Here is a 24,478-nt window from a genome sequence, read left to right as displayed (position 1 = left end):
GACAATGCCGCTCGTGATCCACGGTCTCTATACTTCATCCAGTTTCGATGATTGAATTTGCCACTTATGGAAGATTCGGCGGGTCTCCTATGGCAAACACACTGGCGACGGTTGCGGAGGTCTTATCGATCCTCGAAAAGCACAGCGCACCGTGCCACGTCTTTGGAGGCTGGGCTGAGGAAATCCTGGGATTGCGAGCACCGTGGCACCACGCAGATATTGACCTCGTGTACCTTGCTGAGAGCTTCTTATTGCTGGATGCGGCGATAGCCGGACTCCAAGACTTGGCCTTGGCCGTTCCGGAAAAGCGCTTCAACCACAAGAGAGCATTCATATTTCGCGGAACGTTATGCGAAATTATTCTGGTGAAGGACGGGAAGGCCGGGCCTGTTACCAATTACTGGGGTGATGCTGTGTTCCGGTGGAATGCGCCATTGTTGCATCCCGAATCCTTTTCGTTCTGCGGCGGATCTTTTACCGTCATATCTGGCGAAAATTTGCGCAAACATCGCGATGAGAAGAAATCGCGGCAACCCCACCGATGGAGCGAGCCGACATCCTTCGACGCCTCCTAGAGTCGCGGATCGAACCGCAATCTCATGTCACATCGATTTCAGCGACCAGTCGACGATCTCCGCGCCGACCTTGGCGAAGGCTCGATCCAGGGCCTCGATGAAATTGCGGTTCTCGGCACCCGAGACCGGGGCCGTCGCCTTGAACACGCTCTGGGCGCGCACCGTGCCGTTACGGTCGTTGAGGATTTTGGCCGAGATTTCAACGTTGGCGAGGCGGGGGCTGCCAGCCGTCACCTCGAAGGCGCGGATATCGGTGACGATCTGGTAATCGATCGCCAGGCCCTGCCCCGGCTTGCCGACGCCGCCGAGACGGCCGGAATTTTCGAAGGCTTCGACGAGTTTCGACTGGACGAGCGCCGGCAGGCGGTCACCCCAGCGGGAGTCGGCCAGATACTGGATTTCGGAAGCTGAAACGCGCACGACGACCTGTTCGCTGTTCAAGAGCTTGAGCGCTGTCGGTTCGGGCACCAGGATCTGCCGGTTACGGGCGGATTGGCCCTGGCCGGACGGAGTGATCGACAGGTCGAACGTGTCGTTGTTGGCCTTGCTGCCGCAGCCAGCCAACAGTGCCGCGACAAGCGGCAGCGCAAGCAGAACCGGGGCACGGGCCGCGCGTCGCATCAGAACCTCCGAACCGGTCATCAAAACCCCACTCTTTCCAACACTGAAAATGCCCCGCCTACCGCCGCGTTCTGCCGTCATATTGCTTCACCGTCTCGCCGCCGAAAATCAGCCTCTGCGGGTTCTGGTCGAAATTGTTGATCGTCTGGTCGAGCGATTGCACCGTGCGGCGCGCGTCGTTGACCAGCGTCTGGATGTCCCGCAGGCCGCCCGCCGAAAAACGCGACAGGTTGTCGGCGATCGGTCCGACCCGGCCATTGATATTGTCGGCCATGGTGCGGAAGGATTCGAGCGTCTTGCGCGCCTCGGCAAACAGGCCTTGCGAGTCGTCGCTCGACACAAGCCCGTCCACCTTGGCAAGGATACCGTCGACGCGGCTCGAAGCGTCGTTGAGCTTCTTTGCCAGATCGGTGAAATCGCCGATCGCGCGGTCGATATCGTCCTTCCGGTGGGCGAAATTGTCGACCACGCCGCGGGCCGAGCCGATGGTCTGGCGGGCATCCTCGGAAGCGGCGGTGATATTGCGGATCGTGGTGGCGACCTGATCGGTATTGACGGCACCCAGAACGCCATCGGCACGTTTCAGAAGGGTCTGGGCGTCCGAACCCGCCTTTTCGAAGTTGGCGGCGGCGTTCCTGACATTGGTTACCAGGTCGTCGAACTTATCCGAGGCCATGGCGATGTTGCGGGTGGCGCGCTCGGTATTGGAGACCACGGCATTGATCTTTTCCGCGTCAATCGCCTTCACCAGCCGTTCAGCTGCGATAAGGGTGGAGTTGAGCGTTCCGGAGACCCGGTCGATCGTCGCCGAGAGCGTCGAGAGGCTGTTCAGGAACTTATCGATGCTGTCGGAATTCTGGGCAAGCGCCGACGTGAAAGTCTCGACGTTGCGGATGGTCTGGGTCAATGGACCGCGCGCGTCGGCGACAAATCCCTGGATGTCGCCGATCGCCTTGTCGGCGCGTTCGAGGATCTTGTCGGCGGTGGCGAGCAGGTTGGTGACGCTCGACTGTTCGGCGATCAGCACCGCAGGCCGGCCGTTCTCCATCGATTTCTGGAGGATGTTCTCCTCCCCCTTGGCGCCGCCGGAAAGCTCGATATAGGCCGCACCCGTCAGGCCCTGCACTTCGAGCGCCGCCTGGGTGGACTGATAGACCGGAGCATCGGCCCGCACTTCGGTGAACGCGATCGAATAACGCGGATCATCCGGATCGATGGTGAGGCTGCGAACCGAACCGACCGGAATGCCGTTGAACCGGACCGGAGAGCCGACGGACAAGCCGTTCGCTGATCCGGGGATGCGGATCGCCAGTTCGGCCGTCGGTCCGCCACGGCCCGATTGCGCCATCCAATAGACGAAGCCGAAAGCGGCAGCGATCACCAGCAAGGTGAAGAAACCGACAAGGGCGTAGTTGGCTCTGGTTTCCATAGATTACGTCACTCTTTTACTTCTGCCGCAGGCTGCTTTTCTTGGACCACGACTGATCGCGCCCGCTTGCCGCGGAAATAGGACTGTACCCATGGATCGTCACAGGCAAACATATCCTCAAGCGTACCCTCGACCAAGACCCGTTTCTCGCCAAGCACAGCAATTCTGTCGCAAACCGAGAACAGGCTGTCGAGGTCGTGTGTCACCATGTAGACCGTTAATCCCAGCGTATCGCGCAGCCTGGCGATCAACGCATCGAAATCGGCAGCGCCGATCGGATCGAGGCCGGACGTCGGCTCATCAAGGAAAACGAGGTCGGGATCGAGCGCCAGGGCACGTGCAAGCGCAGCGCGCTTGATCATGCCGCCCGACAGTTCGGATGGATATTTGTCTGCCGCATCAGGCGGCAGGCCGACCATCTCGATCTTCAGGTAGGCAAGTTCGTCCATCAGCGACTGCGGCAGATCGAGATATTCGCGCATCGGCAGCTGGATGTTTTCCTTCACCGTCAGGGCCGAGAACAGCGCTCCATGCTGGAAAAGCACGCCGAGCCGCGTATCGAGCGCCATGCGCTCGTCTTCCGAGACGGTGTCGTAATCGGCACCGAGAATGTGGATCGTGCCGGAACGGTGCGGCAGAAGACTGAGCACGGTTCGCATCAGCACCGATTTGCCGGTGCCGGATGCGCCGACGAAACCCAGGATCTCGCCGCGGTAGATGTCAAGGTTCAGGTGGTCGAGCACCAGCTTATTGCCGAAGCCGACCGTCAGGTCGCGCACCGACAGCACCACCTGCCGGCCGTTCGACTTGTCCTTGATGGCGGTCTGCGGCGCCTCTTCCAAACCGTTCTCCATCAGAAGTCGATCGCGGAATAGAAAAGGGCGAACATCGCATCTATGAAGATGACGGCGAAGATCGACTTCACCACCGAGGTGGTGACGTGCTGGCCGAGCGATTCGGCGCTGCCGCCCACCTTCATGCCTTCGACGGCGGCAACGATGCCGATCGCCAGCGCCATGAACGGCGCCTTGATCATGCCCGAAGCGACGGAGGTATGGTCGATCGCCTCGTGAAGGCGCGACAGATAGGTATCGAAGGTAATGCCGGAATAGGCAAATGCGACGACGGCCGCCCCGAACAACGCCGAAAAATTGGCAAGGATCGTCAAGAGCGGCAGGGCCACCGTCAGCGCCACCAGGCGCGGGAAAATCAGCACGCCGACCGGATTGAGGCCGATCACCGTCAAGGCGTCGATCTCCTCGCGCATCTTCATCGAACCGATTTCGGCAGTGATCGCGCTGCCCGAACGGCCGGCGATCATGATCGCCGTCAGGAGCACGCCGATCTCGCGAAGCTGCAGGATACCAACCAGATCGACGACGAAGATTTCGGCGCCGAAGTAACGCAGCTGGAAGGCGCCCTGCTGGGCGATGATCGCGCCGATCAGGAAGGACATCAGCACGATGATCGGCACGGCGCGCACGCCCATGCGGTCGATATGGGTGACGACCGAGGCCGGCGAGACGCCAGCGCCACGGCCGAATTTCATCTGCGCGCCGCGGACCGCCGATCCCAGAATGTGCATGGCCGCGTAGAAGTCGCCACCGAGCGAAACCATCACCTCGCCGACCGGCGCAAACAGTCGTTCGAACGGGTTTCCCTTGTTTGCGCCGTCTGCAGGCGGCGCGGGAGTATGTTCGGGCAGCACGTCGATCAGTTCGCGAATCGGGCCTTCGCCGCCGACCAGGGCCGGTTCCCCGTCCTGCCCGCCCTTGGCAGTCATCAGCCTGCGGATGAGCCAGGCACCGGCGGTATCGACCCCGGTTATGCCGGAAAGATCGATCTCGACCTTTCCGCGGTTCTTGGCATGCTCAAACCGCTCGAACTCCTTGAGCACAGGCGCAATCGTCGGGCCGCGCCATTCGCCGGCCAGCACGTACCGTTCACCGTCGCCGCCGGGCATATCTTCGGCCTTGATTTCGGCTGGCTGGGACGTCACGTGTTTCTTTCGCGCTTCAAGCTTGTCAGGAGTTTCAACACGATGCGGTTGATCGCACTTTCGAGACCGGCAATATAGCTGCGTCATAGGGATTTGCCACAACGGGACGCGTAAAACCATGAGCCGTCACCTCGAAGCCACAATAGAGACGTTTCCAATCTCCGGGTCGTTCACGATTTCCCGCGGCTCCAAGACCGAAGCGGAAGTCATCACCTGCGTCGTCAGTGAAAACGGCATTTCCGGCCGCGGCGAATGTGTGCCTTACAAGCGCTACGGCGAAAGCCTGGACGGCGTGATGGCGGAGATCGAAGCGGTCGCCGATGCCATCCGTGCCGGCCTGACGCGCGAAGAATTGCAGAGGCGGATGAAGCCCGGAGCCGCGCGAAACGCCGTCGACTGCGCCCTTTGGGACCTCGAGGCGAAGCTCGGCGGACGGCGCGTTGCCGATATGATCGGCGCCACCAGCCGCAAACCCTTCGTCACGGCCTTCACTTTGTCGCTGGGCGAACCCGAAGCTATGGCAGCCGAGGCGGGCAGGAACGCGCAACGGCCGCTTCTCAAGGTCAAGCTCGGAACCGATAATGACGAAGCACGGCTGAGGGCCGTTCGCGACGCCGCGCCGGCAGCGCGGATCATCGTCGATGCCAACGAAGGCTGGACGGAGGAAAACCTCGCCCGCCATATGGCGGTCGCCGCCGAAACGAATGTGTCGCTGATCGAACAGCCATTGCCCGCCGGCCAGGATGCGGCACTTGGCCGTATCCGCCGCCTCGTTTCCGTCTGCGCCGATGAAAGCGTGCATGCCACCGAGGACCTGGAAAACCTTCGCGACCGCTACGACGCGGTCAACATCAAGCTCGACAAGACCGGCGGTCTCACCGAGGCACTGGCGATGAAGGCGGAAGCGCAGCGGCTTGGATTTGCGGTGATGATCGGCTGCATGGTCGGCTCCTCGCTTGCCATGGCGCCGGCCGTTCTGCTTGCTCAGGATGCAGATTATGCGGATCTCGACGGGCCGCTGCTGCTGGCCCGCGACCGGCCGGGCGGGCTGCGCTATGAAGGCTCTCTCGTCTATCCGCCGGAAGCTGACCTCTGGGGCTGAAGTTTCGCGGCAAATGCAATGATCGACAGGCCGACAAGCGCCAGGACGGACATGGCAACATAGCTGGTCAGGCCGAACTGGCGGTAGAGCACGCCGGAAAGCACCGTCGACAAGCCCAGGAAGACACCATTGTAGAACACATAGGCACCCTGCATCGAGGCCTCCTGATCCTCTCGCACCGCCTCGACCAACCGATGCTGGATGCCGATATGCACGAAGGCGAAGGTGAAGGCGTGGGTAGCCTGCAGCGCCAGATATCCCCAAAAATCGAGCGGCATCGGAAACAGCGTCCAGCGCAGCACCGCGACCGCGCAGCCGATTCGCATCAGCGTCCACGGCGAAATCCTTCGCGCAATCCAGCCGGCGGCGAAAAAGACCAGGATTTCCGACACGACTGCAGCACTCCAGAGCACGCCGATCGAGCCGCTTGAAAACCCGACCTGCTGCCAGTGAATCGTGCCGAACGTATAGAACATGCCATGCCCTGCCTGCGCCACCGACGCGCCGATCATCAGCACGTGCAGGTCGAGCCTTTTCAGCGAACTCGGCTGGGGCATCCTGTCGGGGTCCGGCCTTATAACCGCCCGGCCAAGCCTGGGCGCCGCGAACGCCACAGCGACGGTCAGCAGAAAGCCGACCGCTATCGCCGATGGAATGGCCTGCAAACCCAGGAAGCCGCGCATTTCGCCGACAAGAAGCGTCACGGCTACGAACCCAACGGACCCCCAGACGCGCATCGAGCCATACTGGAAACCCCAGCGCCGGACACCGCTCACGGCAATCGATTCGACGATTGGCGCATAGGGTGCGAAGACCGCAGCCTGAATGGCGACGATGATCAAGACCGGCCAGAAATCGCGGGTGAAGAACATCGCGAATGCCGTCAGCAGCGACAGGGCGCCGGACCAGGCGAGCATCAGGGTCCGTTCCGTCATACGGTCGGCAAGCAGTCCCGCCACCGGAGCGGCAGCCACGCGCAGGAAAAGCTGCGAGGCAAGCGCGATGCCGATTTCGAATTCGGTGAAGGCCAGCCCGTCGAGCCAGACGGGCAGATAGGGTAGAATCACGCCATTCACCCCGAGCGGCGCGCCATAGGCGATCGCACAGCGCAACTGGAAGAACCGGGGCGCTGTCTGCGCCGTATTTGAGGGAATCACGATTTCACGGGTGGGTTGCTGAAGTTTCAGCTTACCTAACACACACCCTCATGCCTGCCTATGGCAAGAAATGGCCCTCCGACCGGCCAGCCCGTCTGTCGCGGGCCACTCAGGCGGCCCGCATGTCCCCGACGGATTGCGGCGCCGGCAAGGCCTTGATCTCGGCCGTCGCGACGATGTCCTGCCAGGAAATCATTTCCAGCGTGCCATCGAAATTCTCGGCGATCGCAGTGCAGCTTTCCACCCAGTCGCCGGTGTTGACGTAGTGGATGCCGTCGATGTCCTCCATCACGGCGTGATGGATATGGCCGCAGATGACGCCGTCGACGTTGTTGCGACGGGCTTCGTCGGCGACGACCCGCTGGAACTCGCCGATGAAATTGACGGCGTGCTTGACCTGCAGCTTGGCCCATGCGGAGAAGGACCAGTAGGGCATGCCGAGACGGCGGCGAATGGCGGCAAGCCCGATGTTGATGACGATCGCGGCATCATAGGCCCAGTCGCCGAGATAGGCGAGCAGGCGTGCATTGCGGACCACGACGTCGAATTCGTCGCCATGCAGGACAAGGTATTTCTTGCCGTCGGCCATTTCGTAGATTTCGCGCTCCGCGACTTCGATGCCGCCGAAATGCGTGCCCGGGAAGGAGCGTAGGAACTCGTCGTGGTTGCCGGGAATGTAGACGATGCGGGTGCCCTTGCGCGCCTTGCGCAGCAGTTTCTGGACCACGTCGTTGCAGCCCTGCGGCCAATACCAGTTGCGCTTCAGCCGCCAGCCGTCGACGATGTCGCCGACCAGGAAAATGGTATCCGCTTCATGATAGCGCAGGAAATCCAGGAGGAAGTCCGTTCGGGCGGCCTTGGAGCCCAGATGGACGTCCGAAATGAAGAGCGTTCTGAAATGCCTTGTATCCATCTCACCGGTCACGAAGTCGTCCTTTCGCTGCCGCTTCTGATGGCTTCAAAACCAGACTCGTGTTTCAGGATGATGACAGGATGCCGCATGACTACCTCATCTCCCGCTTGGCGCGGGTCGCAATCGCGATATCCGGGCGATCGGTGGTGAAGCTCGCGATACCGAGATCGAACATCCGCGTTGCCATTTCGATGTCGTGCGCGGCCCATCCGTGGATGATCACGCCGCGGTCGCTCAACGGGGCAATTGCGAGCGCGGAGATCATTTCGGCACGAATGCCGATCTCGAAAACTCCATAGGCGGCCAAGGCGGCGTCAACGCCGATCCAGCCCACCTGGCGGATGACTGCCGGCGAGCAGAGCCATACGAAGCCGAGAAGCTCCGAAACATTGTGGCCGGCCGCCTCAAGCGCCTTTCGGAAGGCGTCGAGCCGCTCCAGCGAGAAACTCGTCACCATGCAGCGGGAAAGCATGCCGCTGGCGACCAGCCGCTCGACAATCGCCTCCTCCATGCCCTCGTAGGCGGTCCCGTCCGGCCGTGTCTTGATCTCGAGGCGCAGGTCAACCGGCGACGGCGCGAAGATGTCAATCACCTCGTCGAGGGTCGGAATGGTTTCACCTGCCGCGCCGACGATGACGAATTTCGACAGTTGTTCGTAGGTGAGCCTGCCGATCTCGCCCTTGCCGTCGGTCATCCGGTCGATCGTTGCATCGTGGTGGACGACCAGAACCTTGTCGGCAGTGTGGTGGACGTCGAATTCGACGAGTTCGACCGGCAGCGCGGCGGTCTGGCGGAAAGCGAGCCTGGAATTTTCCGGCCATAGATGGGTGCCGCCGCGATGGGATGCGATCTTGGTCATTCGAAACCTCACTTGATGCCGCCGAGACCCGCGCCCTGCACCAGCTGGCGTTCGGCAAATAAGAAAAACACGATGCTCGGCGACAGGACCACGCAGCTCGCCGCAAGGATCAGGGGCCAGTCGGTAAACGGCTGTTCGCGCACCGACGCCTGCAGGTTGGCGAGCGCGATCTGCACGGTCTGCGTATCGCCGCGCAGCACGATCAGCGGCCAGAGATAGGAATTCCACTGGGCGATGAAGGCAAACAGCGCCATCGAGGCGATCGCGGCCCAGCAGATCGGCACGATGACGTCGATCAGGATCTTGAAATGGCTGGCGCCGTCCAGGCGTGCCGCCTCCTCGTAGACCTTCGGCACGCCCATGAAATGCTGGCGCAGGAAGAAGGTCACGAAACCGGAGGCAAGCTGGGGCAGCACCGCCGCCCAGATGCTCGGCACCAGCTTCATCTTGGCCATCAACAGGTAGTTGGGAATGATGCAGATCAGCTCCGGAATGGTCAGCGTGCCGAGCACCGCCCAGAACAGCATGTTGCGGCCACGGAACTCCATGCGGGCAAAGGCATAGGCTGCAAGGATCGAGGTGATCATCGTACCGACCGTCGTCGACAGCGCGATTATGATCGAGTTCATGAAATAGGCGCCGAGACCTGCCTCGGTGAACACCCGCAGATAATTATCTGGATGCAGCGACCATTCGGCGACATTGGGATTGAGGAGGTCGGACGGTGCGAGCAGCGAGGCGCCGATGCCGATCAGGAAGGGGAAGACCACACCGAGGCCGAGCAGCGCCGCCCCCGCCCAGCCGAGGAAATGGAGGAGACGATCAGGAAAGGTCATAATTCACCTTGTCCCTGGCAAAGGCGAGCTTTGCGAGCGTAATGGCGACCAGTCCGAGAAATAGGAGCACGGCCAATGCCGATCCTGTCGAGATGTCGAACAGGGTAAAGCTCAGGTAGTAGAGGAAGTTCATCAGGACATCGGTGCCGTTGGCCGGCCCGCCGCGGGTGATGACGTTGACGAGCGTGAAGATCTGAAAACTGTCGATCACCGAGACCACGAGCAGGAACAGCGTGGTCGGCGCGACCAATGGAAAGGTGATGTCCCTGAACCGACGCCAGCGCCCCGCCCGGTCGATGCGCGCCGCTTCGTAATAATCGTCGGGAATGGCGTTGAGCCCGGCGATGAACAGCAGCGTATCGTAACCGAGCTGCTTCCAGATCGCCACGATGCCAACTGCGACCAGCGCCAGGTTGACGTCCTGCAGCCAAGGAATCTTGCCGATGCCGATGGCGCCGAGCGTCAGGTTGATGAAGCCGATATCGGTGTTGAACATCCAGCTCCAGATCACCGAAATCGCCACGGAACTGGTGACATAGGGAAGGAAATAGACGCCCCGCAGCAGCCGTGCGAAAGCATGGCTTTCCCTCAGGAGATGGGCAAGCGCCAGCGCCAGGATCAGTCGCGGCGGCACGCTCACCAGCATCAGGAGAAAGGTCACCCAGAGGGAATGATGGAACTGATCCGAGCCGAACAGCTCAAGATAGTTGTCGAAGCCCACATATCTGGAGCGTCCGTTGAGGATATTGGTCTGATGGATGCTGAGCCAGGCGGAATAGACGATTGGCCAATAGATGAAGAGGCCGAGCAGCCCGACACAGGGCAGAAGATAGAGATAGGGCCTCAATATTCGCATCGCGTTCTAACGTTTTCCCAAGGTCACGCTTTGACTTAGCGGCCCAGTGCGAAAGTCTCGTGACATTTTCCACTCCCTGCGTCATTCGCCTGTAACGTCCCCTTCCTACCCTTTCGCGATAGCGGTCTGGGCCGTCGAACCGGTATTTCAACCGCCGTTTCAACGAAAAGGAGAGAATGGGATGTTGAGGAAACTGCTTATCGCGGCGGCCGTCGCGGTGCTTGCGGGCCAGCCGGCGCTTGCCGCCCCCGTCGAAATCACCTTCTGGCATTCGCTCGCCAAGAAGGGCACGGACGCGGTCAACCAGATCGTCGACAAGTTCAACGCCTCGCAGAGCGAATACAAACTGAAGGCCGAATATACGGGAAATTACGACGACACGACCACCAAGCTGCAGGCCGCCATCCCGGCTGGCCAGGCACCGGACCTCATGATGCTGGAGGTCACCCGCTACGGCCTGTTCGCCGATTCCGGCGTGCTCGAGCAGCTCGACCCCTACCTTCAGAAGGAAGGCGCCGCATTCCTTGACCAGTATCAGCCGTTCGCGCTCGAAGGCCCGAAATATCTCGGCAAATCCTATGTGCTGCCGTTCAACGTCTCGACACCGGTCATGTACTACAACAGGGACGCTTTCCGCGCTGCGGGTCTTGACCCGAATACACCGCCGAAGACCTGGGACGAACTGCGCCAGATGTCCGCTAAGCTCACGGTTCGCCAGGGCAATGACGTCAAGCAGTGGGGTGTCATCGGGTTCGGCCAGTTCGTGCGCTGGGCCTTCGTTGCACAGGCCGGCGGCGAATGGGTCAGCCCCAAGGACAATTCCGTGCTGATGGATAGCGATGCCTCGATCGGCGCCTATACCTACATGGCCGATCTGATCCGCAAGGACAAGGTTTCGCCGGAAGCAGCGGCGATCAACGAAAGCCTTGCCAGCCAATATTTCACCAGTGGCCAGGCTGCGATCAATTTCGACTCGACCGGCGGCTTCGGCGCACTGCGCGGTGCCGTGAAATTCGATCTCGGCGTTGCCCCGCTGCCTTGCGGCGTCAAATGCGCTGCCCCGATCGGCGGTGCGACGATCGGCATCAATTCGGCCTCCGACGAAGCCCATCGCAAGGGCGCCTGGGCGTTCCTGAAATTCATCTCGCGCCCGGAAATCAACGCGATCACCTTCGTGGAGACCGGCTACCTGCCGATCATGAAGAAGACCGCCGACGTCGACATCGCCAAGAAAGCGATTGCTGAAGAGCCCGGTTATTCGGTTGCCATCAAGCAGCTCGACGTGGCCTTTGTGCGCTCGCGCCCGCCGGCAATGCCGGCAATCCGCGCCAAGGAACCGTCGGTCTGGGAAGCGATCGTGCTCGGCAAGACGCCGGAAGTACAGGCTCTGAAGACCTTCGGCGCCGAAATGCGGACCATGCTGTCGAAAAGCGGCGGCTGATACGAAGAGCGTGACATAAGAGCCTTGACCCAGACGACGAAAAGCCCGGAGAGGCCAAGCGCCTCTCCGGGCTTTGTTTTATTCGGCGAGGCAAATATCTGGGATGGACCCCCGTTCGATTTGTTGTATTGAGGGACCCATTCCCGAGAAAGACGCCGAGGTCGCAATGACATCGAATATGCCCGTAACTTCCCCAGCCAATGCCGATCTCGACGAGCAGGCGCTGTTCTTCCACCGCTATCCGCGGCCCGGCAAGCTGGAGATCCAGGCGACCAAGCCGCTCGGCAACCAGCGCGACCTGGCGCTTGCCTATTCTCCGGGCGTTGCAGCCCCATGTCTGGCGATCCGCGACAACCCGGATTTGGCCGCGGACTATACCGCCCGCGCCAACCTCGTCGCCGTCGTCTCCAACGGCTCGGCCGTGCTTGGGCTTGGCAATATCGGCCCGCTGGCTTCAAAGCCGGTGATGGAGGGCAAGGCCGTCCTCTTCAAGAAATTCGCCGGGATCGACGTGTTCGACATCGAGATCGACGCGCCCGGTATCGAGGCGATGGTCTCGACCGTTTCGGCGCTCGAGCCGACCTTCGGCGGTATCAACCTCGAAGACATCAAGTCTCCGGAATGTTTCGAAGTCGAACGCCGGCTGCGCGAAAAGATGAACATCCCGGTCTTCCACGACGACCAGCACGGCACCGCGATCATCGTCGCTGCCGCGGTCCTCAACGGGCTTGAGCTCGCCGGCAAGAACATCGCCGACGTGAAAATCGTCACCTCGGGCGCGGGTGCTGCGGCACTCGCCTGCCTGCACCTCCTCGTTTCGCTCGGCGCGAAGAAGGAGAATATCTGGGTCCACGACATCGAAGGCCTCGTCTATGACGGCCGCAATACGCTGATGGACGAGTGGAAGGAAATCTACACCCAGAAGTCCGACAAGCGCGTGCTTGCCGACAGCATCGGCGGCGCCGACGTGTTTCTCGGCCTGTCCGCCGCCGGCGTGCTGAAGCCGGAACTCCTGGAGCAGATGGCCGACAAGCCGCTGATCATGGCGCTGGCCAATCCGACGCCGGAAATCATGCCCGAGCTTGCCCGCGCCGCCCGTCCCGACGCGATGATCTGCACTGGCCGGTCGGACTTCCCGAACCAGGTCAACAACGTCCTGTGCTTCCCCTATATCTTCCGCGGCGCGCTTGATTGCGGCGCCCGGACGATCAACGAGGAAATGAAGATGGCGGCGGTCAAGGCGATCGCAGCGCTTGCCCGCGAGGAAGTCTCCGACGTCGCGGCGCGCGCCTATTCCGGCGAGTCGCCGATTTTTGGCGCAGACTATCTGATCCCCTCGCCCTTCGATCCGCGCCTCATCCTGCGCATTGCGCCGGCGGTTGCCAAGGCTGCCGCCGAGACCGGCGTCGCATCGCGGCCTATCCATGATTTCGAGGCCTATCTGGATCAGCTGAACCGCTTCGTCTGGCGCTCCGGTTTCGTGATGAAACCGATCTTCAGCGCAGCCAAGGTTTCGGAAAAGAACCGGGTGATCTTTTCGGAAGGCGAGGACGAGCGCGTGCTGCGCGCAGCCCAGGTTCTGCTCGAGGAAAAGACCGCGACGCCGATCCTGATCGGCCGTCCTTCCGTCATCGAGGCGCGGCTTGCCCGTTTCGGCATCCGAATCCGCCCGAATGTCGATTTCGCCGTGGTCAACCCGGAAGACGATCCGCGCTACCGCGACTATGTCGACGAATATTTTGCGCTGGTCGGCCGCGAAGGCATCAATCCGGAAGCGGCACGCACCATCGTGCGCACCAACAATACGGTGATCGGTGCGCTGGCGGTCAAGCGCGGCGATGCGGATGCGCTGATCTGCGGCGTCGAGGGCCGTTATGACAAGCACCTCAGCGACGTGAACCAGATCATCGGCAAGCGTCCGGGCGTCTGCGCGTTCTCGGGCCTCAGCCTGGTGATTTCCCAGCGAGGCGCGATGTTCTTCACCGACACGTTCGTCAACTACAACCCATCCGCGCAGGAAATTGCCGAGATCACCATTCTGGCGGCAGAGGAAATCCACCGGTTCGGCATCACCCCGAAGGCAGCGCTGATCTGCCACTCGAATTTCGGTTCGCGCGATTCCGAAAGTGCGCAGAAGATGCGGGCCGCCCTGAAGCTGGTACGCCAGCGGGCGCCGGAGCTGGAAGTGGACGGCGAAATGCAGGGTGGTTCTGCCCTGTCGGAAACGCTGCGCAAGCGGGCCATGCCGGACAGTTCGCTGACCGGCGAAGCCAACCTGCTGGTTTTCCCGAATCTCGATGCGGCAAATATCTCGCTCGGTCTCGTCCGCAACCTCACGGATGCTCTGCATGTCGGCCCCATTCTTCTCGGGGCGGCCCAGCCGGCGCATATCCTGTCATCCTCGGTCACGTCGCGCGGCGTGGTGAACATGGCGGCACTCGCCGTCGTGGAGGCATCGCAGCCCAATCTGCAATTTCAATCCTGAGTTGAATAACTCTCTCGATGCGATGTCTTGAGCCCCGCCCGGGGCTCAACCGGCCCTTGGATAGATTTCGCCATGCGGTGGTCTCGGCTTTATGAGATTATCAACCGGCACGTTCCATGATGTCATCTTCCAGTAAAGGAGAGGATGCCGGAATTGCCGATACCGCTTCGCGGCCTGCTGACCATACCGCTCTTGTTTTTGCCTGCCGCAGCGCTGGCGGGAGACCCTGCCGTTTGCGCAGCGCTTTACCGGAAACTTGGAAACAGCCCGGAGATCATCGGCAATACGTCGGCGGCGCGCAGCTATGCCCAGCAGCTCGGCGAATATAATGCCGATATCCGTGAACTGCGGGTCGACATGCGCCGCGCCGGCTGCGGCAACGGCAGCGTCGTGGTCCTCGGCGGCCCCAATGCCGAAGTCTGCGGCCAGATGCGAGATGCGCTGGGAAGAATGGAGCAGAGCCGCGACACGCTGACGGCTGAGCGCAACGGTTCGCGGCAGATAATCCTGCCCTCGGAAGAGCGCAATGCCATTCTCGCCGCCATTCGCGAACAGCGCTGCATCCCTTCTTTCGAGCCGCTGCCGCCTGTAGTCGACGACAAGCGAAAGGTGCCGGGCATCGAACTTCCCAGGCAAGAGGAGCCTTATTCCGGAATTACCAACCTGCGCACCCACCCGCCGCAAAAGCCGCAGGCGACCGCGGTCCCGCCGCCAGTGCTCACGCCGCCGCCGGAGCGGCCATACGACCCCAGCAAAAAGGTGCGCACCGTCGGGCCGACCTTCCTGCCCGAAGCGGGTATTGATCTCACCAATCCGAAATCGGCAGGACCACAGCCGCAGCAATAATCAGCGGCTGTCCCATCGGTCCTGAAAGATCAGCGCGTCCAGGCCCAAGCGCTGGCGCCAGCCCTTGAGCGCCAGTTCGGGTTCGCCGTAGAGCCGATCGACATAACCGAGGCAGAGCCAGGCGACGATCTCGACACGGTCGGGAATACCGAGCAGCCCGCGCACGTCCTCGTCGCGGAAAATGCTGACCCAGCCAACACCGACGCCCTCGGCCCTTGCCGCGAGCCAGAGGTTCTGCACGGCGCAGACGGTCGAATAGGCATCCATGCGCGGATTGTGAGTGCGGCCGAGCACGACCGGACCGGCGCGGTCCGGATCGCAGGTAACGCAGATCGACAGCGGCGCCTTGACAATGCCTTCGAGCTTGAGGCTGCGGTAGAGGTCGCGGCTTTCCTCGGCAAACATCTCCACGGCCTCGTCATTGGCGCGCGAAAAGGCGGCCCGCGCGGCCTCGCGTACCGCCTGATCGCGGATGAGGATGAAATTCCATGGCTGCATGAAGCCGACCGAGGGTGCCGAATGCGCGGCGCCAAGCAGCCGCATCACCAGGTCGTCCGGCAGCGGATCGGGCAGGAACTGGTCGCGCACGTCGCGGCGTGTCTCGATCGCCCGGTAGACAGCGGCGCGTTCGACCTTGGAAAACTCGCCTGCAGGCAGCAAGGCATGCGCGAAAGGATCAGTCTGCATCGTTAAGTCCCCAACAATGCCGTCGCTCCCTTGCCTTCCCGGCACGAAGCCTTTGGGCAAAAAGAGGTCCGAAACCTTTCCGCCGTCCGCGCGGGCTGGTCTATCTCGTCAGGCCGGTCTTCTGACTTGGTTTCATCCGCCTGCACCGCCGCCTTCCCGGTTTCCCAGTGGCTTTCATATATTGCGGCCGAGCGTCCACCTCACAGCGTTGGGCACGTTCCGGTTCCACCCCGGATTCCCGATTCTCCGGCTTGTCGCCGGCACCTGACAGGATCGTTTATGCCCTTACGCTATCCCCGGCGCAAGGCGTTCATGCGACAGGGAAATAGCGCACATAGGCAAACTCATCGCCATCAGGCGACCAGTTCGGCGAATTCATCGTGCCTTGCCCGCCGAAGAGCTCGAACACCGTTTCGACATTGCCGCCGTCCATGTCCATCAGCCTGACGCGGACGTCAAGATCGCGCGGATGGTCGAAGACATCGGCGTCGTAGGAGACAAAAACGATCTTGTCACCCTTCGGTGACGGATGCGGAAACCAGTCGCCGTAACCGCCGTCGGTGATCCGCTCGGCCGCGCCGCCTGCGGCCGGGACGCGCCAGATCTGCATCAGCCCGGTGCGACTGGAATTGAAATAGATCCATTTTCCATCCGGCGAATAGTCCGGCCCGTCATTGCGGCCCTCGCCGAATGTCAGCCGCGTCTCTGCGCCACCTTCGATGCCGATGGTATAGATGTCGAACTCGTCGCCGCGGATGCCGCAATAGGCGAAGTTTTTTCCGTCCGGCGACCAGCCATGCCAGTAGGACGGCAGGTTCCGGGTTACCAGCCGCGGCACGCCGCCACCGGCGGAAAGGACATAGATCGCCGACTTGCCTAACTCTACCTTGTCGGAAATGGCGATCAGCGAACCGTCCGGCGAAATGCCGTGGTCGTTGTTGCATTGGCGGGCAAAGCCGGTATCGACCGGTTCAGGCCCGTCACCACCCTCCGGTGACAGACGATAGATCAGGCCCTCGCTGTTGAGCATCAGGTAACGCCCGTCCGGCGACCAGTTGGGCGCTTCGAAGAGGGCTTCCGTCTGCCAGACCACTCGCATCACCCTCGTCCGGATATTAAAGATCTCGACCGAGCTGCGCGAGGCCATGATCCTCTCCTATCGATCGCGGAAACGGTTGGTGATCGGATAACGCCGGTCGCGGCCAAAATTCTTCTTGGTGATCTTGACGCCCGGCGCCGATTGGCGCCGCTTGTATTCGGCGAGATAGAGCAGGTGTTCGATCCGGTGAACAGTCGCGATGTCGTGGCCGCGGGCGACGATCTCCTCGGTGCCCATTTCCAGCTCGACGAGGCATTCGAGAATGTCGTCGAGCACCGGATAGGGCGGCAGCGAATCCTGGTCGGTCTGGTTGGGTCTGAGTTCCGCGGACGGGGCCTTGGAGATGATGTTCTTCGGGATCACCTCGCCGCTTGGGCCAAGAGCCGTCGGCGGCAGGTGTTCGTTGCGCCAGGCGGCCAGCGCGTAGACCTGCATCTTGTAGAGGTCCTTGATCGGATTGAAGCCGCCGTTCATGTCGCCGTAGAGCGTCGCGTAGCCGACCGACATTTCCGACTTGTTGCCGGTCGTCACCACCATCGAGCCGAACTTGTTGGAGATCGCCATCAGGATCGTGCCGCGGGCGCGGCTCTGGAGGTTCTCTTCGGTAATCCCCTCGTCGGTTCCTTCGAACAGCTCGGCCAGCGCTGACGAAAAACCGTCCACCGGCTCGGCGATCTGCACGATGTCGTACCGGCAGCCGAGCGCCCTGGCGCAATCGGCTGCGTCCTTCAGCGAATCCTCGGAGGTGTAGCGATAGGGCAGCATCACCGTGCGCACCCTCTCCTCGCCCAGCGCATCGACAGCGATCGCCGCGCAGATGGCACTGTCGATGCCGCCGGACAGGCCGAGAACGACCGACTTGAAGCCGTTCTTGTTGACGTAGTCGCGGAACCCCAGAAGGCAGGCGCGGTAATCCGCCTCCTCCTTTTCCGGAATGCGCGCCATCGGTCCGCGGGCGCAGTGCCAGGTCTCGCCAATCCGTTTCCATTCGGTGACGGCGACGGCCGGCTCGAACTGGCTCATCTGGAAGGCGAGCGACTTGTCGGTGTTGAAGGCGAAGCTTGCGCCGTCGAAGACCAGTTCGTCCTGACCGCCGAGCTGGGCCGCGTAGATCATCGGCAGGCCGGTCTCGATCACCTGCTTCAGAACGACCTGATGGCGAATATCCACCTTGCCGCGAAAATAGGGCGAACCGTTCGGCACGAGCAGGATTTCCGCCCCGCTTTCCGAGAGCGTCTCGCAGACGCCGAGATCGCCCCAGATATCCTCGCAGATCGGAATGCCGAGTCGCACGCCGCGGAAATTGACGGGCCCCGGCATCTCGCCGGCGATGAAGACCCGCTTTTCGTCAAACTCGCCGTAATTCGGCAGGTCGATCTTGTCGCGCACGGCGATCACCTTGCCGCCGTCGAGCACGGCGATCGAATTGTGCCGGCCCTCCTTGCCCTGACGCGGGAAGCCGATGATGACGCCGGGGCCGCCGTCTGCCGTATCGGCCGCAAGCTCCTCCACCGCCTTCAGGCAGGCGTTGAGGAAAGCCGGTTTCAGGACGAGGTCTTCCGGCGGATAACCGGACAGGAAGAGCTCAGTGAAGAGGATGAGATCCGCCTCTTCACGGGCGGCATCCCTTCTGGCTTCTCGGGCCAGCGCCAGATTGCCGGCAATATCGCCGACTGTCGGGTTGAGCTGGGCAACGGCGATACGAAATGTCTGGCTGATATCCTGGGTCATGGTACCGATTTAATGTCCGCAGCAGACCGCGGCAACGTTGTTCCGAGAGTTTTTTATGGTTCAGGCAGATGCGGGACGATCGCCCGGATAATGCGGCACGCCGTCCTCCGGCAGTTCGTAGAAATCTCCCTTGTCGGCACAGTAGATATGCTCGCCCATGACAAGTCCACTCGGCTGATCGAAAGCGCCCGCCAGGATCGAAATGCTTGCCGCGCCCTCCGCCTGCCAGAACAGCGCAGAGCCGCATTGCGAGCAGAAGCCGCGCCGCGCTTCATCGCTGGCGCGATACCAGCTGAGTGCCTCCTCGCCTTTGAGCGTCATGTTTTCGGCACGAACGCTGGTCGCCGCATAATAAAGCCCGGTCTGGCGGCGGCATTGCGAACAATGGCAGGCCGTGACTGTCCGCAGCGGACCTACCGTCTCAAACCGGATCGCACCGCACAGGCAACGACCGCTGTTCTTCTGCTGCATGCACCATCCTCGACGAAGCGACGGCCCAGTGTCGCGGGCGTGGGCCGCGGGGTCAAATCTATTCCGCTGATGATGATCATCAACGGAAGCTATATCAAGATACGGAAAGGCCGGCGTCGCCGCCGGCCTTCTCCGATTTCAACGATGATGCGCGGCGGTTCAGCCGTTGACGACCATCCGCTTTTCGTCGCGGCCACTCTTCATCCGCTCGGCGAGCAGGAAGGCCAGTTCCAGTGCCTGGTCAGCGTTGAGGCGCGGGTCGCAATGGGTGTGGTAACGGTCCTGCAGGTCGCTCGCCGTTACTGCCCGGGCGCCGCCGGTGCATTCGGTGACGTCCTTGCCGGTCATCTCGATATGGATGCCGCCCGGATGGGTGCCTTCGGCGCGGTGGATCTGGAAGAAGCTTTCGACTTCCGACAGGATCCGGTCGAACGGCCGGGTCTTGTAACTGTTGAGCGTGATCGTGTTGCCGTGCATCGGATCGCAGGACCAGACGACTTTTTTGCCTTCCCGTTCGACGGCGCGGATCAGCTTCGGCAGCGAATCGGCGACCTTGTCGTAACCGAAACGGCAGATCAGCGTCAGCCGACCGGCTTCGTTCGTCGGGTTGAGCGCGTCGATCAGTTCGATCAGGTTGTCGGCCTGCAGCGACGGGCCGCATTTGAGGCCGATCGGGTTCTTGATCCCGCGGAAATATTCGACATGCGCATGGTCGAGCTGGCGGGTACGGTCGCCGATCCACAGCATGTGGCCGGACGTCGCGTACCAGTCGCCCGAGGTGGAGTCGACGCGGGTGAAAGCCTCTTCGTAGCCGAGCAGCAACGCTTCATGGCTGGTGAAGAAATCCGTCTCGCGCAGGCTCGGCTGGTTTTCCGCAGTGATGCCGATCGCCTTCATGAAATCCATGGTCTCGCTGATGCGGTCGGCGAGCTTGCGGTAACGTTCGCCCTGGGGGCTGTCCTTGACGAAACCGAGCATCCATTTGTGAACGTTTTCGAGATTGGCATAACCGCCCATCGCGAAGGCGCGCAGCAGGTTGAGCGTCGCGGCCGACTGGCGGTAGGCCATCATCTGGCGTTCCGGATCGGGAATGCGCGACTCCGGCGAGAATTCGATGCCGTTGATGATATCGCCGCGGTAGGACGGCAGTTCGACGCCGCCTTGCATTTCGACATTGGACGAACGCGGCTTGGCGAACTGACCGGCGATGCGKCCGACCTTGACGACCGGAAGCTGAGCGCCATAGGTCAGCACGACCGCCATCTGCAGGAACGAACGGAAGAAATCGCGGATATTGTCGGCACCGTGTTCGACGAAGCTTTCGGCGCAGTCGCCGCCCTGAAGCAGGAATGCATTGCCTTCCGCGACACTGGCGAGCTGCTTCTTCAGGCGGCGGGCCTCACCGGCAAATACGAGCGGCGGAAAGGTGGCGAGCTGGGCTTCCGTCGCTGCCAGCGCGGCCTTGTCCGGGAATTCCGGGACCTGCTGGATCGGTTTCTGCCGCCAACTGCTCGGGGTCCAATTCTGTGCCATCTCGCTCACCTGTTTCAGCCTCGGCCATCCTCCGCCGGGCAAGTCTTTAAAATCGAGGCGGCTTATAAACCTTAACAGCACCGTTGCATAGCCGTTTTGCCTGCTTTCACCGCCACTCGTCCGCGCCATATTCGGAGCAGCCGGTCGGATCGCATGCAGTATGAAATCAAGACATCCGCGGGTTTTTACTATCGTTCTTAGCCACAACTTCACGAATTTGCGCGACGCTCCGCCGAAAATTTCTTGCTGGGGAGCAGGCGATGCATCCGATGACACGTCTATGGAAAGATTGCCGCGGCAATTTCGGCGTCATGACCGCGTTGCTGCTGGTTCCGCTGATCGGCACCGCTGGCATGGCGCTTGATTTCGGCCACGCACTTACCATCAAGCAACAGCTCGTCGGGGCAGCCGATGCGGCCGCTGTCGGCGCGGTCGCCGAAAAATCGAAGGCGGTCGCCCAGGCTATGCAGTTGCAGGGCGACGGAAGCGTGGCGCTCGATCCGGCCGAGGCCCGAAGCATCTTCCTCGGCCAGATGTCCGGCGAGCTTTCCACCCTGCCCGTCAGCGTCGATATCGCCCTGGTGAAGACCAACGGTATCCTGACCTCACGCGTATCGTTCAGCGCCACCTTGCCGACCACCTTCATGACAATCGTCGGCAAGGATGACATCACCGTTGCCGGCCAGGCCACCGCGCAATACCAGACGCCGTCGTTCATCGACTTCTACATGCTGCTCGACAACACGCCTTCGATGGGTGTCGGGGCGACGCCGGCAGACGTGACCAAGATGCAGTACGCCACGCGCCTGGGATCTGATGGCAAGGGCAAGGATGCGAACTGCGCCTTTGCCTGCCACATCGTCTCGGAGGACGGCGTCGAGGACCCAAACAGCTATTACAACGTCGCCAAGAACAACAACGTCACGACCCGCATCGACGTGGTAGCAGCCGCAACCAAGGCGCTGATGGCGAAAGCCACCGATACCCAGACGGTCGCGAACCAGTTCCGCATGGCCGCCTACACATTCGGCAAGACCGCCATGGATGCGAAGCTCTTCAAGGTCGCAAACCTCGACTACAATCTGGGCGAGGTCAGCAAGGCGACCAACCAGATCACTCTGATGAGCATTCCCTATCAGAACTACAACGATGACCAGCAGACGAGTTTCGACGACGCGCTGAAGGGTATCAACACTGAAATCAAGGATGTGCCCGGCAACGGGACCAGCAATATCGACAGGCAGAAGATCGTCTTCTTCGTCGCCGACGGCGTGGGCGACAGCTACAAGCCGAAGGGCTGCACCAGTCCAAAGGGCGCCAGGAACGGCACCCGCTGTATCGAGCCGATCGACATCACCGCCTGCGACGCGCTCAAGCTGCGCGGTGTCCGCATCGCAGTTCTCTACACGACATATCTGGAACTGCCCGAAAACGACTTCTACAAGGCTTGGGTCGCACCCTTCCAAGGCACGATCGCCGCCAAGATGGAGGCATGCGCCACGCCGGGCCTTTTCTTCGAGGTCAGCCCGACGCAGGGCATTACCCAGGCCATGCAGACGCTTTTCCTGAAGATCGTCGCCACGCCGCGCATCACCAGCTAGTGCCGCGCCAGAGCCCGGGCGCGCGTCAGACGCGCTCGCCGTTCTTCATCCGGTAGCTCGGGTTGTACATGGTGACGAGTTCTTCCGAAGCCGTCGGATGCACCGCCATGGTGCGGTCGAAATCGTCCTTGGTGACACCGGCCTTCAGCGAGATGCCGAGAAGCTGCGCCATCTCGCCGGCGTCGTGGCCGAGGATGTGGGCGCCGACCACCTTGCGGCTTTGCGCATCGACGACCAGCTTCATGATCATCTTCTCAGCCCGTCCCGAAAGCGTCGCCTTCATCGGCCGGAACTCGGCGCGGTAGACTTCAAGCTCCGGATAACGCTTGGCGGCCTCCTCTTCCGACAGGCCGACCGTGCCGATCTCGGGCTGCGAGAAGACGGCGGTCGCGATCAGGTCATGGTCCGGGGCGGTCGGATTGCCTTTGTACTCGGTTTCGATGAAGCACATCGCCTCGTGGATCGCCACCGGAGTCAGCTGTACCCGGTCAGTGACATCGCCGAGCGCATAGATATGCGGCACGCTGGTACGGGAATATCTGTCGACGACAATGGCGCCACGCTCGTTCACCTCGACGCCCGCGGCTTCGAGGCCGAGCCCCGTCGTGTTCGGATCGCGGCCGAGCGCCAGCATGATGGTGTCGACGGCGATCGTCTCGCCGTTCATCGTCCTGGCGACAAGTCCACCGGCTGCCGCCTTGGTCACCTCCTCGATCACATCGGTCAGAACGATGCGGATACCCTTCTCGACCATCGCCTTGTGCAGGCCCTGGCGCATGTCGTGGTCGAAGCGCGAGAGGATTTCCTTGCCGCGATAGATCAGGGTCACGTCGACGCCGAGGCCGTGGAAGATGTTTGCGAATTCGACAGCGATATAGCCGCCGCCAGTGATCAGGATGGAGCGCGGCAGTTCCGGCAGATCAAAGGCTTCGTTGGACGAGATGCAGAGTTCGTGGCCGGGCAGCGCCGCATGCGGGTTGGGCGCCCCGCCGGTCGCGATGACGATCTTTTCGGCGGTCACCGTCTTGCCGGTCTTCACGAGCCGGATCGTGTGGGGGCCGACCAGTTCGGCGCGGGTTTCGAGGATTTCGGCGCCGTTGTTTTCCAGGCCCTTGCGATAGAGGCCTTCAAGGCGGGCGATCTCCCTGTCCTTGGCGGCGATCAGCTTCTTCCAGTCGAACGTGCTCGCCCCGACGTCCCAGCCGTAACCAACCGCATCCTCGAAATGCTCGTGGTACTGGGAGGCATAGACGAAGAGCTTTTTCGGTACGCAGCCGCGGATGACGCAGGTGCCGCCGAAACGATATTCCTCGGCGATCGCCACCCGCTTGCCGAGCGATGCTGCCACGCGCCCGGCCCTCACGCCGCCCGATCCGCCGCCAATCACGAAGAGATCATAGTCATAGGCGGTCATGTTATTCTCCTTGAGAGCAGGCGGCGGGATGTCGCTCACATATAGGGACGGGAACCCCCAAAGGAAAAGCCCGGATTGCTCCGGGCTTCCATAATATTCAGCGGATCGAGGGATCGATCAGGGTTTTGGCGCGGGCGCCGGCGCCGGCTTGGTAGCCGGAGCAGCGGGCTTGGCCGGAGCGGTCGCGGCCGGAGCAGCGGGCTTGGCCGCAGGCGCAGCGGCGGGCTTGGCCGGTGCAGGCTTTGCCGGCGCGGGTGCGGCCTGTGCTTCCGCCGGAGCCGGATCGACGACCGGCGGCTTGATCGGGTTTGCATCGATGATGCCGCGCAGCTTTTCGGAGCTCTGGTTGGTCAGATCGCGTGAAACCCCGTTTGCCCAGATTTCAGCGGCCTTGGTCAGTTCGCGGCTGACGAGCGGCTGGTTGGTCAGCAGCTTCTTGCCGGTTTCCGTGTTGAAGAAGGTGGAGATCGACTTCAGTTCGTCGACCGAGAAGCTCTTGGCGTAGATGGTCGCGGCTTCCTTCTCCAGATCGGCACGGCGCGGTGCAAGCACGAGTGCCTGCTCGTCGACGACGTTGGAGATCTGCCCCTGGAAGTTGGGAGAGGCCTGGATGAACTGAGCCTTCAGACGCTCCGCCAGGTTGGGCAGGATGTTGTCGTAGCGATCCGTAACGTTGAGCGACGCGATCGCATCGCGTGCAGCGGCAAGCTGGGCTTCCGAAACTTCCTGTGCGCGAGCCGATACCGTGAAGGCGCCGGAGAAGAGGATAGCCACAGCGGCGGCACGGCCGAGAACCGCGAATCTGATCATGAGTTTGTTGCTC

General features: G+C 61.8%; 22 protein-coding genes and 1 riboswitch. Of the genes, 6 read left to right on the top strand and 16 right to left on the bottom strand.

What is annotated here, in order from left to right:
• Positions 1-89: 89 nt before the first annotated feature.
• On the top strand, positions 90-575 hold the full coding sequence (locus tag AC1DLT_RS17050; protein WP_477487509.1) for a hypothetical protein: 486 nt from the start codon (positions 90-92) through the stop codon (positions 573-575).
• A 27-nt stretch (positions 576-602) separates the two neighbouring features.
• Here the strand turns inward: AC1DLT_RS17050 and AC1DLT_RS17045 are convergent, their stop codons facing one another.
• The 4 genes from AC1DLT_RS17045 to AC1DLT_RS17030 are packed head-to-tail and all read right to left on the bottom strand — an operon-like array spanning position 603 to position 4,588.
• The gene (locus tag AC1DLT_RS17045; RefSeq protein ID WP_151042206.1) at positions 603-1,217 is read right to left on the bottom strand and encodes an ABC-type transport auxiliary lipoprotein family protein; all 615 of its coding nucleotides are present in this window, start codon (positions 1,215-1,217) and stop codon (positions 603-605) included.
• Positions 1,218-1,254: 37 nt separating this feature from the next.
• Complete coding sequence (locus tag AC1DLT_RS17040; RefSeq protein WP_038542820.1) at positions 1,255-2,625, bottom strand: MlaD family protein; 1,371 nt, start codon at positions 2,623-2,625, stop codon at positions 1,255-1,257.
• Positions 2,626-2,633: 8 nt separating this feature from the next.
• A complete protein-coding gene (locus tag AC1DLT_RS17035; protein WP_038542818.1) occupies positions 2,634-3,479 on the bottom strand; it encodes an ABC transporter ATP-binding protein in 846 nt (281 codons plus the stop codon).
• A complete protein-coding gene (locus AC1DLT_RS17030) occupies positions 3,479-4,588 on the bottom strand; it encodes an MlaE family lipid ABC transporter permease subunit (RefSeq protein ID WP_477487699.1) in 1,110 nt (369 codons plus the stop codon). Before AC1DLT_RS17030 ends, AC1DLT_RS17035 begins: the two co-directional genes overlap by 1 nt.
• 154 nt (positions 4,589-4,742) lie before the next feature.
• Here AC1DLT_RS17030 and dgcA point away from each other — a divergent pair, with 154 nt between their 5' ends.
• On the top strand, positions 4,743-5,726 hold the full coding sequence (gene dgcA / locus AC1DLT_RS17025; RefSeq protein ID WP_477487508.1) for an N-acetyl-D-Glu racemase DgcA: 984 nt from the start codon (positions 4,743-4,745) through the stop codon (positions 5,724-5,726).
• On the opposite strand, the gene AC1DLT_RS17020 is transcribed toward dgcA, so the two are convergent.
• The 5 genes from AC1DLT_RS17020 to AC1DLT_RS17000 form a co-directional block, all read right to left on the bottom strand.
• Complete coding sequence (locus tag AC1DLT_RS17020; protein ID WP_247137451.1) at positions 5,696-6,883, bottom strand: MFS transporter; 1,188 nt, start codon at positions 6,881-6,883, stop codon at positions 5,696-5,698. The two genes, dgcA and AC1DLT_RS17020, sit on opposite strands and share 31 nt — an antisense overlap.
• Positions 6,884-6,992: 109 nt before the next feature.
• Positions 6,993-7,796, bottom strand: a complete 804-nt coding sequence (locus AC1DLT_RS17015) for a UDP-2,3-diacylglucosamine diphosphatase (RefSeq protein ID WP_080719155.1) — start codon at positions 7,794-7,796, stop codon at positions 6,993-6,995.
• Between the two features lie 91 nt (positions 7,797-7,887).
• On the bottom strand, positions 7,888-8,655 hold the full coding sequence (locus AC1DLT_RS17010; protein ID WP_477487507.1) for a glycerophosphodiester phosphodiesterase family protein: 768 nt from the start codon (positions 8,653-8,655) through the stop codon (positions 7,888-7,890).
• 8 nt (positions 8,656-8,663) lie between these two features.
• Positions 8,664-9,491 carry a carbohydrate ABC transporter permease gene (locus AC1DLT_RS17005; RefSeq protein ID WP_477487506.1) on the bottom strand — a complete coding sequence of 276 codons (828 nt, stop codon included), beginning with the start codon at positions 9,489-9,491 and terminating at the stop codon, positions 8,664-8,666.
• Positions 9,478-10,347, bottom strand: coding sequence for a carbohydrate ABC transporter permease (locus AC1DLT_RS17000; protein ID WP_477487505.1), 870 nt, complete (start codon positions 10,345-10,347; stop codon positions 9,478-9,480). Before AC1DLT_RS17000 ends, AC1DLT_RS17005 begins: the two co-directional genes overlap by 14 nt.
• A 181-nt stretch (positions 10,348-10,528) precedes the next feature.
• On the opposite strand from AC1DLT_RS17000, the gene AC1DLT_RS16995 reads away from it, so the two are divergent.
• The 3 genes from AC1DLT_RS16995 to AC1DLT_RS16985 all read left to right on the top strand — a co-directional run bounded on the left by AC1DLT_RS16995 (position 10,529) and on the right by AC1DLT_RS16985 (position 15,119).
• Positions 10,529-11,788 (top strand): ABC transporter substrate-binding protein, encoded by a 1,260-nt coding sequence (locus tag AC1DLT_RS16995; protein ID WP_477487504.1) that lies wholly within the window; start codon positions 10,529-10,531, stop codon positions 11,786-11,788.
• A gap of 178 nt (positions 11,789-11,966) precedes the next feature.
• Entirely contained in the window at positions 11,967-14,273 is a 2,307-nt protein-coding gene (locus tag AC1DLT_RS16990) for an NADP-dependent malic enzyme (RefSeq protein WP_477487503.1), read from the top strand.
• Between the two features lie 144 nt (positions 14,274-14,417).
• Complete coding sequence (locus AC1DLT_RS16985) at positions 14,418-15,119, top strand: hypothetical protein (RefSeq protein ID WP_477487502.1); 702 nt, start codon at positions 14,418-14,420, stop codon at positions 15,117-15,119.
• Here AC1DLT_RS16985 and bluB read toward each other — a convergent pair whose 3' ends face one another.
• From bluB to AC1DLT_RS16960, 5 genes are all read right to left on the bottom strand, one after another.
• Positions 15,120-15,806 carry a 5,6-dimethylbenzimidazole synthase gene (gene bluB / locus AC1DLT_RS16980; protein ID WP_477487501.1) on the bottom strand — a complete coding sequence of 229 codons (687 nt, stop codon included), beginning with the start codon at positions 15,804-15,806 and terminating at the stop codon, positions 15,120-15,122.
• A 94-nt stretch (positions 15,807-15,900) separates the two neighbouring features.
• Positions 15,901-16,089, bottom strand: a riboswitch (cobalamin riboswitch).
• A gap of 27 nt (positions 16,090-16,116) precedes the next feature.
• Complete coding sequence (locus AC1DLT_RS16975; protein ID WP_477487500.1) at positions 16,117-16,953, bottom strand: TolB family protein; 837 nt, start codon at positions 16,951-16,953, stop codon at positions 16,117-16,119.
• Positions 16,954-16,962: 9 nt separating this feature from the next.
• Entirely contained in the window at positions 16,963-18,636 is a 1,674-nt protein-coding gene (locus AC1DLT_RS16970; RefSeq protein WP_477487499.1) for an NAD+ synthase, read from the bottom strand.
• Between the two features lie 60 nt (positions 18,637-18,696).
• Positions 18,697-19,107 carry a GFA family protein gene (locus AC1DLT_RS16965; protein WP_477487498.1) on the bottom strand — a complete coding sequence of 137 codons (411 nt, stop codon included), beginning with the start codon at positions 19,105-19,107 and terminating at the stop codon, positions 18,697-18,699.
• A gap of 159 nt (positions 19,108-19,266) precedes the next feature.
• Complete coding sequence (locus AC1DLT_RS16960) at positions 19,267-20,640, bottom strand: class II 3-deoxy-7-phosphoheptulonate synthase (RefSeq protein WP_247038314.1); 1,374 nt, start codon at positions 20,638-20,640, stop codon at positions 19,267-19,269.
• A gap of 260 nt (positions 20,641-20,900) precedes the next feature.
• On the opposite strand from AC1DLT_RS16960, the gene AC1DLT_RS16955 reads away from it, so the two are divergent.
• Positions 20,901-22,241, top strand: a complete 1,341-nt coding sequence (locus tag AC1DLT_RS16955; RefSeq protein ID WP_477487497.1) for a TadE/TadG family type IV pilus assembly protein — start codon at positions 20,901-20,903, stop codon at positions 22,239-22,241.
• A 25-nt stretch (positions 22,242-22,266) separates the two neighbouring features.
• On the opposite strand, the gene gor is transcribed toward AC1DLT_RS16955, so the two are convergent.
• Both gor and AC1DLT_RS16945 read right to left on the bottom strand, forming a co-directional pair.
• On the bottom strand, positions 22,267-23,655 hold the full coding sequence (gene gor, locus AC1DLT_RS16950) for a glutathione-disulfide reductase (protein ID WP_477487496.1): 1,389 nt from the start codon (positions 23,653-23,655) through the stop codon (positions 22,267-22,269).
• Between the two features lie 117 nt (positions 23,656-23,772).
• Positions 23,773-24,465 (bottom strand): DUF2059 domain-containing protein, encoded by a 693-nt coding sequence (locus AC1DLT_RS16945; RefSeq protein WP_477487495.1) that lies wholly within the window; start codon positions 24,463-24,465, stop codon positions 23,773-23,775.
• Between the last annotated feature and the right edge of the window lie 13 nt (positions 24,466-24,478).

The organism is Neorhizobium sp. 05N33 (assembly GCF_056397445.1).
The sequence above is the reverse complement of the archived record's forward strand: the minus strand, read 5'-3'. Positions and strand labels throughout refer to the sequence as shown.